At 67.0% G+C, this 14864-nt stretch carries 11 protein-coding genes and 1 pseudogene; 8 read left to right on the top strand and 4 right to left on the bottom strand.

What is annotated here, in order from left to right; genetic code table 11:
* Positions 1–55: 55 nt before the first annotated feature.
* The 5 genes and pseudogenes from dinB to LIW09_RS06760 all read left to right on the top strand — a co-directional run bounded on the left by dinB (position 56) and on the right by LIW09_RS06760 (position 6503).
* Positions 56–1123, top strand: a complete 1068-nt coding sequence (gene dinB, locus LIW09_RS06740) for a DNA polymerase IV (RefSeq protein ID WP_256647173.1) — start codon at positions 56–58, stop codon at positions 1121–1123.
* Positions 1124–1220: 97 nt separating this feature from the next.
* Positions 1221–2393: an esterase/lipase family protein gene (locus tag LIW09_RS06745; protein ID WP_256644894.1), complete on the top strand. Its 1173-nt coding sequence runs from the start codon at positions 1221–1223 to the stop codon at positions 2391–2393.
* Positions 2394–2506: 113 nt separating this feature from the next.
* Positions 2507–3802 carry an MFS transporter gene (locus LIW09_RS06750; protein WP_256644895.1) on the top strand — a complete coding sequence of 432 codons (1296 nt, stop codon included), beginning with the start codon at positions 2507–2509 and terminating at the stop codon, positions 3800–3802.
* A gap of 80 nt (positions 3803–3882) precedes the next feature.
* A pseudogene (locus tag LIW09_RS06755) lies at positions 3883–6069 on the top strand (Tex family protein); the annotation flags it as partial.
* 227 nt (positions 6070–6296) lie between these two features.
* Complete coding sequence (locus tag LIW09_RS06760) at positions 6297–6503, top strand: oxidoreductase-like domain-containing protein (protein WP_256644897.1); 207 nt, start codon at positions 6297–6299, stop codon at positions 6501–6503.
* On the opposite strand, the gene LIW09_RS06765 is transcribed toward LIW09_RS06760, so the two are convergent.
* The 3 genes from LIW09_RS06765 to clpS form a co-directional block, all read right to left on the bottom strand.
* Positions 6461–7171: a 4'-phosphopantetheinyl transferase family protein gene (locus LIW09_RS06765; protein ID WP_256644898.1), complete on the bottom strand. Its 711-nt coding sequence runs from the start codon at positions 7169–7171 to the stop codon at positions 6461–6463. The two genes, LIW09_RS06760 and LIW09_RS06765, sit on opposite strands and share 43 nt — an antisense overlap.
* Positions 7172–7195: 24 nt before the next feature.
* Positions 7196–9475 carry an ATP-dependent Clp protease ATP-binding subunit ClpA gene (clpA, locus tag LIW09_RS06770; protein ID WP_256644899.1) on the bottom strand — a complete coding sequence of 760 codons (2280 nt, stop codon included), beginning with the start codon at positions 9473–9475 and terminating at the stop codon, positions 7196–7198.
* A 73-nt stretch (positions 9476–9548) separates the two neighbouring features.
* Positions 9549–9878 (bottom strand): ATP-dependent Clp protease adapter ClpS, encoded by a 330-nt coding sequence (gene clpS / locus LIW09_RS06775; protein ID WP_256644900.1) that lies wholly within the window; start codon positions 9876–9878, stop codon positions 9549–9551.
* Between the two features lie 63 nt (positions 9879–9941).
* Between clpS and LIW09_RS06780 the strand changes: the two genes are divergently transcribed.
* Genes LIW09_RS06780 through hflD form a run of 3 tightly spaced genes read left to right on the top strand, consistent with a single transcriptional unit; the run spans position 9942 to position 12195 of the window.
* On the top strand, positions 9942–10421 hold the full coding sequence (locus tag LIW09_RS06780) for an NUDIX hydrolase (RefSeq protein ID WP_256647174.1): 480 nt from the start codon (positions 9942–9944) through the stop codon (positions 10419–10421).
* Positions 10418–11587: a tRNA 2-thiouridine(34) synthase MnmA gene (mnmA, locus tag LIW09_RS06785; protein WP_256644901.1), complete on the top strand. Its 1170-nt coding sequence runs from the start codon at positions 10418–10420 to the stop codon at positions 11585–11587. Before LIW09_RS06780 ends, mnmA begins: the two co-directional genes overlap by 4 nt.
* Entirely contained in the window at positions 11584–12195 is a 612-nt protein-coding gene (hflD, locus tag LIW09_RS06790; RefSeq protein ID WP_256644902.1) for a high frequency lysogenization protein HflD, read from the top strand. Before mnmA ends, hflD begins: the two co-directional genes overlap by 4 nt.
* Before the next feature lie 58 nt (positions 12196–12253).
* Here the strand turns inward: hflD and acnB are convergent, their stop codons facing one another.
* The gene (acnB, locus tag LIW09_RS06795) at positions 12254–14845 is read right to left on the bottom strand and encodes a bifunctional aconitate hydratase 2/2-methylisocitrate dehydratase (RefSeq protein ID WP_256644903.1); all 2592 of its coding nucleotides are present in this window, start codon (positions 14843–14845) and stop codon (positions 12254–12256) included.
* Positions 14846–14864 lie beyond the last annotated feature (19 nt).

Below are 14864 nucleotides of genomic sequence, written 5' to 3' on the forward strand. Positions count from 1 at the left end.
GCGAGGCTAAAATCACGCGGTGACCCACCCGCAACGCAAAATCATCCACGTGGACATGGATGCGTTCTATGCCTCCGTGGAACAGCGCGATGATCCTGCGCTGCGCGGAAAGCCCGTGGTGGTCGCGTGGCGCGGCGCGCGTTCGGTGGTGTGCGCGGCCAGCTACGAAGCGCGCACCTTCGGCATTCGCTCGGCGATGCCGGCAATCCGTGCCGAGCGGCTGTGCCCCGATGCGGTGTTCGTGCCGCCGGATTTCTCCCGCTACAAAGCCGTATCGCGGCAAATCCGCGATGTCTTCGAGCGCTATACCACGCTGGTTGAGCCGCTGTCGCTGGACGAAGCCTATCTCGACGTGACCTCACCCAAGCGCGACCTGGGCAGCGCCACCGCGATTGCCAGCGAGATCCGCGCCGCGATCTTCGAGGAAACAGCGCTCACGGCCTCGGCCGGCATTGCACCCAACAAGTTCCTGGCCAAGATCGCCAGCGACTGGAACAAGCCGAATGGGCAATGCGTGGTCAAGCCGCAGCAGATCCAGGCGTTCCTCGCGCACCTTCCGGTAGGTCGCCTGCCGGGCGTGGGCAAGGTGATGGCAGGCAAGCTTGCCGGACTGGGCATCGCCACCTGCACCGATTTGCGCAGCCTTGGCGCCGACGCGCTGGAGCAGCGCTTCGGGCGTTGGGGACGGCGCCTGCACGAGCTCTCGCTGGGCATCGACGAGCGCGCCGTGCAAACCGGGCGCGCCACGCTGCAGATCTCCAACGAAGACACCTTTCCCAGCGACCTTCCGTTGGGCGCGCTGGAACCGCATATCCGCAGGCTGGCAATCGACACCTGGAACGATTACGGTCGCGAGTGGCAGCGCCACCCCGGGCGAATTGCACGCACCGTGGTGCTGAAGCTGAAAACCTCGGACTTCCGCATCCTTACCCGCAGCCTGACCGCCAACGCGCCACCGACCAGCGAAACTGCACTGGTGCAAACCGCGTGCGACCTGCGCAATCGTGTGGCGCTGCCCAGCACTACCCGTTATCGACTGGTTGGCGTGGGACTTTCCGGCTTTGCCGAGGCCGACGGCCACCCGGCGCAGGAGGATCTGTTTCCGCCGCTTGAAAAGCCATGAGCAGCCGTTCCGGGTCTGGAATATTCACTCCGCTGGCAAGCGCTAGGCTGGGGAAATGCAAACCCGGACGCCCAGCGGGACCCCGCCTGAACAGGACTTGCCGACGTCCCGTTTGGGCGATGAGCTGCGCGGGGTTGCACAGTTGCTGGTGCGCGGCGTCACCACCACCACCGATCTTGCCGAAAGCGTGCATGCAAGCATTCTGGGAACGCCGGCACGGCTGGCCGGTTCTGCGCGCAGCGCCGCCCGCACGCGCGGCATTCCAGGAGTCGCATACGACAGCGTCCGCCGCACCGCGAACCTGGTGGGAACGGGGTTGGATGAAGTGCTTGCGCGGCTTCCATCGTGCTGGGCGGATGCAGCGCCGTCGCCCCGCCGCGAAGCCATGCTGGCAGTGCTCAACGGCGTGCTGGGCGACCACCTCGCCGCCACCGGAAACCCGCTTGCGCTGGCGGCCACGCTGCGCAGCAACGGCCGCCCGTTGGCATTGAACGAACACGCGCCAGGGCACGCATCGCCGCGCCTGCTGGTACAAGTCCACGGCCTGTGCATGAACGACCTGCAATGGCGTCACCGTGGCCATGACCATGGCCAGCACCTGGCCGCCGAGCACGGCTATACGGCGATCCACCTGCACTACAACAGCGGCCTGTCGATCGCTGAAAACGGCCGCGTGTTTTCCGTGCTGCTGCAACAGTTGCTGGAGCACTGGCCGGTACCTATCGAGCGCTTCGCCATCCTTGGCCACAGCATGGGCGGGCTGGTGGCCCGCGCCGCCATCCTCGACGCCACACGGCACTCACGCGACTGGGTGCAGCAGCTCGACCAAATCGTGTTCCTCGGCACGCCGCATCACGGCGCACCGCTGGAACGCGCCGGCAACGTACTGCAAACCGTGCTTGGGCTCACGCCGTGGACGGCGCCTTTCATGCGCCTTGGCCAGCTGCGCAGTGCCGGCATCCAGGACCTGCGCCACGGCACCATCGACGCCGCCCTTCCCCGCGATGCTCCCACTACCCCGCAGCTGCCCGCCGGCATTCGCGCCTATGCCGTGGCCGCATCCACCCAGGCCACCTCACCGGCACGCGCAGGCCGCCGGCTGCGCGGCGATGGCCTCGTGCCCATCGCCAGCGCCCTTGGCGAACACCGCGACCTGCGCCTCAACCTGCGGATTCCCCCTTCCCGCCAGCGATTGGTGGAGCGCACCGGACATCTGCAACTGCTCGGCAGCCCCGAGGTGTATCGCCACCTGCGGCGCTGGCTGGCTTAGTCGTCCAACCTGATCCCATTATTTGCCCTTTGTCGTCTGTGGACTGCGGGGCAGTCCTCCCTGCCCCCTCATTGCTTGCTTTGCCGTCGGTTCGCTTGGCATAGTCTGGGTGGATGACCGAAAACACCGCCTCCGCCCCCGGCCTGTCCCGCCAACAACTCAAGACGCTCACGCTAGCCGCATTGGGCGGCGCGCTGGAGTTTTACGACTTCGTCATATTCGTGTTTTTTGCCACCACGATGGGTGCGCTGTTCTTTCCGGCCGACACACCGCAGTGGCTGACGCTGGTGCAGACCTTCGGCATCTTTGCCGCCGGTTATCTGGCGCGGCCGCTGGGCGGCGTGCTGATGGCGCACTTCGGCGACCTGTCCGGGCGCAAGCGCATGTTCATGCTCAGCATCCTGCTGATGGCGGTTCCAACCCTGCTGATGGGCCTGCTGCCGACCTATGCACAGATCGGCATGGCAGCACCGCTGCTGCTGTTGCTGCTGAGGATCATGCAGGGTGCAGCCATCGGTGGCGAGGCGCCGGGCGCGTGGGTGTTCGTCAGCGAGCACGTGTCGCCGCGGCATCGCAACCTGGCTTGCGGTGCGCTGTCGCTGGGACTGCTGGCCGGCATCCTGATCGGCTCGCTGGTGGCGCGCGCAGTCAATGCCGCGTTCGATGACGCGCAGCTGCTGGCATGGGGCTGGCGCATTCCGTTCATCGTGGGCGGCGTGTTTGGCCTGCTGGCGCTGCACGTGCGCAGGCAGTTGCACGAAACGCCGGTATTCGCCGACATGCAGGCGCGGCGCGCGCTGTCGGCGGAGTTGCCGCTCAAGGCCGTGGTGCGCGATCACCTCGGCGCGGTGCTTCTTGGCATGCTGTTGACCTGGCTGCTCACCGCCGCGGTGGTGGTGACCATCCTGATGATGCCCACGTTCCTGCAGGGGATGGGCGTCAGCCGCGACGCCGCGCTGGCCGGCAATGCGCTGGCGGTGCTGGCGGCGATGGCGGCAAACCTGCTTGCCGGCGCGCTGGCCGACCGCTTCGGCGCCGGCCGCGTGCTGGCGCTGTGGAGCCTGCTGCTGGGCGTCGCGTTCTGGTGGTTCTATCGCGAGGCGCAGGCCGGCGCCTATTCGCAATGGCATTACGCCCTCGCCGGCAGCGCCGTGGGCCTGACCGCGATGATCCCGGCCATCGCGCTGAGTGGTTTCCCCGCGCGCGTGCGATTCTCCGGGCTGTCGTTTTCCTACAACGTGGCCTACGCCATCGCCGGCGGGCTGACGCCCGTGCTGCTGAGCCTGGCGATGAAGGACAACCCGGCAGCGCCGATGCAGTACATCGTGGCGATGTCGGCGCTTGGCATGGCGCTTGGCGGATATGTGGCCGTGCGGCAGGAGCGCGCAGGGGCGCCTTCAGCAGCCTGATCCTGCACGCCCTGTCAAGGGTGACGCAGGCTGCCGTGGCCGCGAGAATGGCAGGTTCCGCAGTCGCAGAACCCGCTTCGATGACCCAGATCTCCCCCGCCCTCGCCCGCAAGATCGCGTCCACGATTGCCGTTGAAATCGGTGCGCAGACCGCGCAGGTCGCGGCCGCCGTCGGCCTGCTGGACGAAGGCGCCACCGTGCCCTTCATCGCGCGCTACCGCAAGGAAGTGACCGGCGGGCTGGACGACACCCAGCTACGCAACCTGGAAACCCGGCTGACCTACCTGCGCGAAATGGAGGACCGCCGCGCGGCAATCCTGTCGAGCATCGCCGAACAGGGCAAGCTGACCGATGAACTGCGCGCCGACATCGAGGCCGCCGACAGCAAATCGCGCCTCGAAGACCTGTACCTGCCGTACAAGCAGAAGCGCCGCACCCGCGCGCAGATCGCGCGCGAAGCCGGGCTGGAACCACTGGCCGACGGGCTGCTGGCCGATCCGACCCTGGTGCCGGAAGACTTCGCCGCCGGCTTCGTCGATGCCGACAAGGGCGTGGCCGATGCCAAGGCCGCGCTGGAAGGCGCACGCGCCATCCTGATCGAACGCTGGGGCGAAGACGCGGCGCTGCTGGGCGAGCTGCGCGAGTGGCTGGCGCGCGAGGGCCTGATCCGCGCGAAGGTAGTGGAAGGCAAGGAGGCCGCGGGCGAGAAGTTCCGCGATTACTTCGACCACGCCGAACCGCTGGCGAAGATCCCCTCGCACCGAATGCTGGCGCTGTTGCGCGGCCGCCGCGAGGAGTTCCTCCAACTCGACCTGGATCCCGGCGCGGATGCCGAGGCGGGCCACCAGTACGCGGAAGGCCGCATCGCGCTGCACGCCGGCATCGATGCGCGCGGCCGCGCCGCCGACACCTGGCTGCGCAACGCGGTGCGGCTGGCGTGGCGCGCAAAGATCCACATGCACCTGCTGCTGGACCTGTTCAACCAGGCGCGCGAGAAGGCCGAGGGCGAGGCCATCGCGGTGTTCGGCGACAACCTCAAGGACCTGCTGCTGGCCGCGCCGGCCGGCCCGAAGGCCGTGCTGGGCCTCGATCCCGGCCTGCGCACCGGCGTGAAGGTGGCGGTGGTGGATGCCACCGGCAAACTGGTCGCCACCGACACCATCTATCCGCACGAACCCCGTCGCCAATGGGAGCAGTCGCTGGCGACGCTGAAGAAACTCTGCCTCGCCCACGGCGTGCAGCTCATCGCCATCGGCAACGGCACCGCCAGCCGCGAGACCGACAAGCTGGCCTTTGATCTGCTCAAGCTGGTGCCCGAGTTGAAGGCGCAGAAAATTGTCGTAAGCGAAGCGGGCGCGTCGGTGTATTCGGCGTCGGAACTGGCGGCGAAGGAGTTCCCGACGCTCGACGTGTCGCTGCGCGGCGCGGTCTCCATCGCCCGCCGCCTGCAGGATCCGCTGGCCGAGCTGGTGAAGATCGAGCCGAAGGCCATCGGCGTGGGCCAGTACCAGCACGACGTCGACCAGTACCGCCTCGCCCGCGCGCTGGATGCGAAGGTGGAGGACTGCGTGAACGCCGTGGGCGTGGACGTGAACACCGCCTCCGGCGCATTGCTGGCGCGCGTCTCCGGCCTGTCGACCACGGTAGCCGAGAACATCGTGGCGCATCGCGATGCCAACGGCGCGTTCAAATCGCGCAAGGCGCTGCTGAAGGTGGCGCGCCTGGGCGAGAAGACCTTCGAACAGTGCGCCGGCTTCCTGCGCATCATGGACGGCGAGCAGCCGCTGGACGCGTCCTCGGTGCATCCCGAAGCCTATCCGGTGGTCGAGCGCATCCTGGCGGCCGGCGGCAAGTCGGTGAAGCAGATCATCGGCGACAGCGCGTTCCTGCGTTCGCTCAAGCCCGCCCAGTTCACCGACGCGCGCTTCGGCGAACCCACCGTGCGCGACATCCTGAAGGAGCTGGAGAAGCCGGGCCGCGACCCGCGTCCGGAGTTCAAGGCAGCCAAGTTCGCCGACGGCGTGGAAAGCATCAAGGATCTGCAGCCCGGCATGGTGCTGGAAGGCGTGGTGAGCAACGTCGCCGCGTTCGGCGCGTTCGTGGACATCGGCGTGCACCAGGACGGACTGGTGCACATCTCCGCGCTGTCCGACCGCTACGTGAAGGACCCGCGCGAAGTGGTGAAGGCCGGCGACATCGTCAAGGTCAAGGTGCTGGAGGTGGACGTGGCGCGCAAGCGCATCGCGCTGAGCTGCCGCATGGACGACCCCATTGGAGAAACGCACCGCGACAGCCACCGAAGCAGCCCCGCGCAGCGCGACCCGCGTGCTGCCGGCGCGCAACGCAGCGCACCCAAACCGCAACCGCAACAAACCGCGCCGTTCAACAGCGCAATGGCGGATGCGCTCAAGCGACTGCGGCGCAGTTGATGACCGGCCATCCGCTGCCCGCGGCCTCATTCAACAGGCAGCGCCAACGGCGATAATGGGATGTGATGAGCCAACCGATTGCCATCAACGCGCTGGATCCACCGCCACAGCCGCCGGAGCCGCCGCTGGCTTCCGATTGCTGCGACAGCGGCTGCACAAGCTGCGTGCACGATGTGTATTCCGAGGAACTTGCCGCGTATCGCCAGGCGCTGGCCGCGTGGAAGCTGCGTCATCCCGACGCGAACGCGCGCGCCGGGTCGCTGGCAACGTAGCGCCAATACGCCGGTTCGCCCAGCGTCTGGCCGCTGATCGACACCCGGGTCGCGGCATCCACGGCCAGCGCCAGCGCGCCGTCGTGGAACGCCCAGCTCATCGCCTCGGCCTCCGCAGCCGCGCAGGCCACCGCCGATACGCGACGCGCCTGCTGCGGCAGCAGCCCTTCCCCACTGCGCTTGCCGCGCGCTTCCTTGAGCGTCCACAGCTGATGGAAGGCCGCAGGACGAGCGTCTTCAGGCAGGGCGCGCAGGCGCCGGGTTTCTTCCACGGAGAACACGAACCCGGCCAGTGCGTCCAGCTTGCGGGGCTTGCGCGGCACTTCGACATCCACTCCCACCGCCCGCGTGGCAATCGCGCAGACCAGCCAGTTGCCGCTATGGCTCAGCGACACCTGAAGCGCGCCCGGGGCGCCATCCACGCAGAGCAGTGGACGGCCATCCGCCTGCCGGCCCAGGGCAACCCGCGTCGCGTCCAATTGCAGCCACTGCGCCGCCGAATGACGCGCCAGCCAATGACCGGCAATGAAGCTGTCGCGCCGCGCCTGCACCCGCATCGCCCGCAGGCGATGCTGCTCCGCATCGGTCAACCAGTGCAACCCCGCCGCCTGCGCGCTGGCGGCAGTGTCATCCACACCCGCAAGGTGCAGCCGCACCTCCACCGTCATGCCGGCGCGCCGCTGCGCACTGGCTCAGTCCACCAGCGCCGGCAACAATTTTTCCGGCTCGGCCTGCACGTCCAGCACCAGCTCGCCGTCCACCGCATCCAGCGCCACCCGGCCACCGCCCGCCAACTTGCCGAACAGCAGCTCGTCCGCCAGCGGGCGCTTGACCTTGTCCTGGATCAGGCGCGCCATCGGGCGCGCGCCCATCAGCGGATCGAAGCCATGCTGGCCCAGCCACTCGCGCGCGGACGGCGTGGCCGACAGCGCCACCTGCTTCTCGTGCAGCTGCATTTCCAGTTCGATCAGGAACTTGTCCACGACGCGCAGGATGTGGTCGAACCCCAACGCCTGGAATTGCACCACCGCGTCCAGCCGGTTGCGGAACTCGGGCGTGAACCCGCGACGGATCGCCTCCATCGCGTCCGGGCTGTGATCCTGCTTGGTGAAGCCAATGCTGCGCCGCGCGGCCTGGGTGGCGCCGGCATTGGTGGTCATCACCACGATCACGTTGCGGAAATTGGCTTCGCGGCCGTTGGTATCGGTCAGCGAGCCGCGGTCCATGACCTGCAGCAGGATATTGAAGATGTCCGGATGCGCCTTCTCGATTTCGTCCAGCAACAACACGCAGTGCGGCGTCTTGACGATCTTCTCGGTCAGCAAGCCGCCCTGGTCGAAGCCGACATAGCCGGGGGGCGCGCCGATCAGGCGACTCACCGAATGCGGTTCCATGTATTCGGACATGTCGAAGCGGATCAGCTCGATCCCCAGCTGCATCGCCAGCTGGCGGGTGACCTCGGTCTTGCCCACGCCCGTTGGGCCGGCAAACAGGAAATTGCCGATCGGCTTGTCGGGATTGCCGAGACCCGAGCGCGCCAGCTTGATCGCGCTGGACAGCGTCTCGATGGCCGGATCCTGGCCGAAGATCACCATCTTCAGGTTGCGCTCCAGGTGCTGCAGCACGTCCTTGTCGGAGGCGCTGACCTGCTTGGCCGGGATGCGCGCCATCTTCGCCACGATGCCCTCGATTTCCTCCACGTCGATCAGGTGCTTGCGCGTTTCCTGCGGCAACAGGCGCTGGCGCGCACCGGCCTCGTCGATCACGTCGATGGCTTTGTCCGGCAACAGCCGATCGCCGATGTGCTTGACCGACAGATCCACCGCCGCCTTGATCGCGTCGTCGGCGTAGCTGACCCCGTGATGCGCCTCGTAGCGCGGCTTCAGCCCGTGCAGAATCTGGATTGCCTCGCCCACCGTGGGCTCGACGATGTCGATTTTCTGGAAGCGCCGCGCCAGCGCGCGATCTTTTTCGAATACGCCGCGGTATTCCTGGAACGTGGTGGAGCCAATGCAGCGCAGCTCGCCGTTGGCCAGCACCGGCTTGATCAGGTTGGACGCATCCATGGTGCCGCCGCTGGCCGAGCCGGCGCCGATGATGGTGTGGATTTCGTCGATGAACAAAATCGCCTCGGGCTGCTTCTTCAGCTCCGCCAGCACGCCTTTCAGGCGCTTTTCGAAATCGCCGCGGTACTTGGTGCCGGCCACCAGCGCGCCCAGGTCCAGCGCATAGATCACCGCGCCAGACAGGACATCGGGCACCTCGCCATCGACGATGCGCTTGGCCAAGCCTTCCGCCAGCGCGGTCTTGCCCACGCCGGATTCCCCCACGTACAGCGGGTTGTTCTTGCGTCGCCGGCACAGGACTTGGATGGTGCGCTCGATTTCGTCGCCACGCCCCACCAGCGGGTCGATCCTACCCGCCCGCGCCGCCTCGTTGAGGTTGGCGGCGAACTCGGTTAGCGGGTCGGCCTTGCTTTCGACATCGCCCGCCTCGCTCCTGGCCGCGCCTTCCTGCGCCTGCGGGCCAGCGTCATCCTCCGCGCGGGCGATGCCGTGCGAGATGTAATTGACCACGTCCAGCCGATGCACGTCCTGCTGATTGAGGAAATAGACGGCATGCGAGTCTTTCTCGCCGAAAATCGCCACCAGCACGTTGGCGCCCGTGACTTCCTTCTTGCCCGAGGACTGCACGTGATAGACCGCGCGCTGCAGCACGCGCTGGAAGCCGAGCGTGGGCTGGGTGTCGCGGCCATCGTCCTCGACGAAACGGTTTACCGATACTTCGATGGCATTGATCAGCTCATCGCGCAGTGCCGGCAAATCGGCCCCGGTGGCCCGCAGCACGGCCTCCGCCGACGGATTGTCGAGCAGGGCCAGCAACAGGTGTTCCACCGTCATGAATTCGAAACGCGCCTCGCGGGTGCGCTTGTAGCACTGGCCGATGGTTTGCTCGAGATCCTTGCTGAACATGGGGATGGAATCCTCCGGTACGTCAGCTTCCTATGTAGGGTGCATTCGTGCTCAGGGCAAGCCCCTGCAGGTTTCATGCCCGTTCCATCGTGCACAGCAGCGGGTGCTGGTTCAGCCTGGCGTATTCGTTGACCTGGGCGACCTTGGATTCCGCGATTTCGCGGGTGAAAACGCCGCAGACCCCGCGACCACGGGTATGCACGTGCAACATGACCTGGGTGGCAGCCTCCAGGCTCATCGAAAAAAACTGCATCAGCACATCGACCACGAAGTCCATGGGCGTGTAGTCGTCGTTCACCAGCAGCACCGTGTAGCGCGGTGGACGGGCGGCGTCCGGACGCGCGGGCGCGACCACGGTGCCGTGCTCATGCTGGTGCTGTGGCTTGTCGGGCTGGTTGGACATGGGTGAATTATACGAAGGCCTCGCCGCATGGACGACACTGGCGACAGCAGGGACAATACCGGCATGAACCATCAGGAACCCCGCGTCTGGCAACCGGACGTCACCGTGGCCACCGTGGCGGTGCGCGACGGCCGCCTGCTGTGCGTGGAAGAACGCGTGGCGGGCTGCCTGGTCATCAACCAGCCGGCCGGCCACCTGGAACCGGGCGAAAGTCTGTTGCAAGCGGCCGTGCGCGAAACCCGCGAGGAAACCGGCTGGAACGTGCGTCTGACCCATCTGGTGGGCAGCTACCAGTGGCAAGCCCCCGTCGCAGCCGATGGCAGCGGTGGCCGCCATTTCCTGCGCTTCGCATTTGCCGCCGAGCCGCTGGACCTGCTGCCCGACGCCACGCTGGATGAAGGCATCGTGCGTGCACTCTGGCTGGCGCCGGACGAACTGCTGGCCCAGGCCGCACGGCACCGCAGCCCGCTGGTCTGGAAGGTGGTGGCCGATTACCTGGGCGGCAGCCGGTATCCGCTGTCGCTGGTCCAGCAGCTGGCATGAACACGCGCAAGATCGTCGTCGGCGTCTCCGGCGGCGTGGATTCGTCGGTGGCCGCCCTGCTGCTGCGGGATGCCGGGTTCGAGGTCACCGGGCTGTTCATGCAGAACTGGGCCGATGACGACGCGCAGGACAGCGCGAGTGCCGCTGGAGGCAGGACGCCGAACGCGGCCGGTTCCGGCAACTGCCGCGCCGAAGACGACCGCCGCGACGCGGTCGCGGTGTGTGGCGCCCTGGGCATTCCCATCCGCTTCCGCGATTTCTCGCGTGAATACTGGGATGGCGTGTTCCGCCATTTCCTGGACGAGTACGCCGCCGGCCGCACGCCCAATCCGGACGTGCTGTGCAACCGCGAGATCAAGTTCAAGCATTTCCTCGACGCCGCGCGCGAACTGGGCGCGGAGGCCATCGCCACCGGGCATTACGCCCGCGTGGACCACGACGGCCGGCGTTTCCGCCTGCTGCGCGCGGCGGATCGCGGCAAGGACCAGAGCTATTTCCTGCACCAGCTGGGCCAGACCCAGCTGGCGGCCACCCACTTCCCGCTGGGCGGCCTGCACAAGAGCGAAATCCGCCGGATCGCCGCCGAACACGGCCTGCGCACCGCGCAAAAGAAGGATTCCACTGGCATCTGCTTCATCGGCGAGCGCGACTTTCGTGGTTTTCTGTCGCGCTACCTGCCCAGCCAACCGGGCGAGATACGCGTACCCGACGGCACCCGCATCGGCGAGCATCCCGGCGTGTTCTATTTCACCCTGGGCCAGCGCGAAGGACTGAACATCGGCGGCGTGCGCGGTCGCCCACAGGCGCCGTGGTTCGTGGTCGCCAAGGACGTGGAACGCAACATCCTGTACGTCGATCAGGGCCATGACAGCCCCTGGCTGCAATCCACCCTGCTGCGCAGCGAAACCGCGCACTGGATCGCGGGCACCCCGCCCGCGCGGCATTTCAGCTGCACCGCGCAGACCCGCTACCGCCAGCCGGACGAAGCCTGCGAGGTCGATGTCCGCGAGGATGGCAGCCTGTCGGTGCGGTTCGCGCGTGCGCAGCGCGCGGTCACGCCCGGTCAATCGCTGGTGCTCTACGATGGCGAGGTATGCCTGGGCGGCGCCGTGATTGCTTCCACCGATGCCCCCTTCCCCGGCACCCTCTCCGAGATTCCTGCATGAGCAACACCATCGACGACCGTGTCCTTGCCTTGGCCGGACTGCTGCAAGCGCTGGCCCAGGTTCGCCGCATCGCCGACACCGGCCAGTCGGAAAGTCGTCCGTTGCAGGCCGCGCTGGACAGCGTTTTCCGCATCGACGCGGCCACTACCGAAGCCGTCTATGGCGACGCCGGCAGCGTGCGCAGCGGGCTTCGCCTGCTGCGCGACTACCTTGCCAACGGCAGCAAGGACGAATCGCTGGGAAAATTGGCGTTGGCCGTACTGCAGCTGGAACGCCGCTTCGTGCGCAGCAGCGGGATCGTGGACAAGGTGCAGGCGGGCCTGCGCGACCTGCAGGCCAGCGCCAGCACGCTGGGCAGCACCCATCAGGACGTCACTGAAGGGCTGGCCAAGTTGTATGCCGACACCCTCAGCACCCTGCGCCCGCGGGTCATGGTGCAAGGCAACCCGCACTACCTTGGCCAGGCCGGCGTGGTCGCGGAAATCCGCGCGCTGCTGCTGGCCGCACTGCGTTCGGCCGTGCTGTGGCGACAGATGGGGGGCAGCCTGTGGGACTTCGTGTTCGCCCGCCGCAGCATGGCCGCCGCGATCGATGCAAGGCTGGGCTAGCCCGATGGCACGACGCCCGGCAATGCCGGGCGTCGCGTGACCACAGGGTCGGTGAAAATCAGGCCGCCACGGTCGCGGCCACGTCCTTGTATTCGCCGATCCGGTCAAAGTTCATGTAGCGGTAGATTTCGTCGCTCTTCTCGCTGATCACGCCCACGTCGGCCAGGTATTCGGCACGCGTCGGGATGCGCCCCAGCCGCGCGCAGATCGCCGCCAGTTCCGCCGAGCCCAGATAGACATTGGTGTTGCGGCCCAGGCGGTTGGGGAAGTTGCGGGTGCTGGTGGACATTGCGGTGGAACCTTCGCGGATCTGCGCCTGGTTGCCCATGCACAGCGAGCAACCCGGCATTTCGGTGCGCGCGCCGGCGGTGCCGAAGGTCGCGTAATGGCCTTCCTTGGTCAGCTCCGCTTCGTCCATCTTGGTCGGCGGCGCAATCCACAAACGCGTGGGCAGGTCGCGCTTGCCTTCCAGCAATTTGGCAGCAGCGCGGAAATGGCCGATGTTGGTCATGCAGCTGCCGATGAAGACTTCGTCGATGTGACTGCCGGCCACGTCGGACAAGGTCCTGGCGTCATCCGGGTCGTTCGGGCAGCACACGATGGGCTCGACGATATCGGCCAGATCGATCTCGATCACCGCCGCGTATTCGGCATCGGCATCCGCTTCCAGCAGTTGCGGATCCGCCAGCCAGGCCTCCATCTTCTTGATCCGGCGCGCCAGCGCGCGCGCGTCCTGGTAGCCCTGCGCGATCATGTTCTTCAACAGCACGATATTGCTGTTGATGTACTCCACGATCGGTTCCTTGTCGAGCTTGACCGTGCAGCCGGCCGCGGAACGCTCCGCCGACGCATCGGCAAGTTCGAACGCTTGCTCGATCTTCAACTCGGGCAAGCCTTCGATTTCCAGGATGCGGCCGGAGAAGATGTTCTTCTTGCCCTTCTTCTCCACGGTCAGCAGACCCGCCTTGATGGCGTACAGCGGGATCGCGTGGACCAGGTCACGCAGGGTGACGCCCGGCTGCAGCTTGCCCTTGAAGCGCACCAGCACCGATTCCGGCATGTCCAGCGGCATCACGCCGGTGGCCGCGGCGAACGCCACCAGGCCGGAGCCGGCCGGGAAGCTGATGCCGATCGGGAAACGGGTGTGGCTGTCGCCGCCGGTGCCAACGGTATCGGGCAGCAGCATGCGGTTGAGCCAACTGTGGATGATGCCGTCGCCCGGGCGCAGCGAAATGCCGCCACGGGTGGAGATGAACTCCGGCAGGGTGTGGTGGGTCTTCACATCGACCGGCTTCGGATACGCGGCGGTGTGGCAGAACGACTGCATCACCAGGTCGGCGCTGAAGCCCAGGCAGGCAAGGTCCTTCAACTCGTCGCGGGTCATCGGGCCGGTGGTGTCCTGGCTGCCCACCGAGGTCATCTTCGGCTCGCAGTAGGTGCCCGGGCGCATGCCCTTGCCTTCCGCCAGGCCGCAGGCGCGGCCGACGAGCTTCTGCGCGAGGGTGAAGCCCTTGCCGGTATCCGGCGGCACCACCGGCAGGCGGAACAGGTCGGTGGCCGGCAGTCCCAGCGCCTCGCGCGCCTTGGCGGTCAGGCCGCGGCCGATGATCAGCGGGATGCGGCCGCCGGCGCGCACTTCGTCAAACAGCACGTCCGACTTCAGCTCGAACTCGGCAATCACTTCGCCATTCTTGAGCGCCTTGCCGTCATACGGACGCAGCTCGATGACATCGCCATGCTCCATCTTCGCCACGTCCAGCTCGATCGGCAACGCGCCGGCGTCTTCCATCGTGTTGTAGAAGATCGGCGCGATCTTGCTGCCCAGGCACACGCCGCCAAAGCGCTTGTTGGGGATGAACGGAATGTCCTCACCCGTCCACCACAGCACGCTGTTGGTCGCGGATTTGCGGCTGGAGCCGGTACCCACCACGTCGCCGACATAGGCGACCAGATGGCCCTTGTCCTTCAGTGACAGGATTTCCTGCACCGGGCCGCGCTTGCCATCTTCCTCCGGCACGAACGCGGCGTCCGGGCGCTTGTTTTTCAGCATCGCCAGCGCATGCATGGGGATGTCCGGGCGGGTGGTGGCATCCGGCGCGGGCGAGAGATCATCGGTATTGGTTTCGCCCGGCACCTTGAACACGGTGACGGTGAGCGACGCCGGCACTTCCGGCTTGCTGGTGAACCATTCGGCGTCGGCCCAGCTCTGCAGCACGGCCTGCGCATTGGCGTTGCCGGCCTTGGCCTTCTCTTCCACGTCGTGGAAGGCGTCGAACACCAGCAGCGTGTGCTTCAAGCCGTTGGCGGCAATGGCGCCCAACTCGGCATCGTCCAGCAACTGCACCAGCGGCGCCACGTTGTAGCCGCCCAGCATGGTGCCCAGCAGCTCGGTGGCGCGCGCACGCGAAACCAGCGCGTTGGTTTCGCTGCCAAACGCCAGCGCGGCCAGGTAGCTGGCCTTGACCTTGGCGGCATCGTCCACGCCGGCCGGCACGCGGTGGGTGATGAGATCGAGCAGGAAGTCCGCATCGCCCGCAGGCGGGTTCTTCAACAATTCGATGACATCGGCGGTCTGCTGCGCGGTCAGCGGCAGCGGCGGGATGCCGAGGGCGGCGCGTTCGGCGGCGTGTTGACGATAGGCGTCCAGCATGGGGGTGTCCTTGCGTGTG

Source organism: Thermomonas paludicola, assembly GCF_024498955.1.
Taxonomy (GTDB): domain Bacteria; phylum Pseudomonadota; class Gammaproteobacteria; order Xanthomonadales; family Xanthomonadaceae; genus Thermomonas; species Thermomonas paludicola.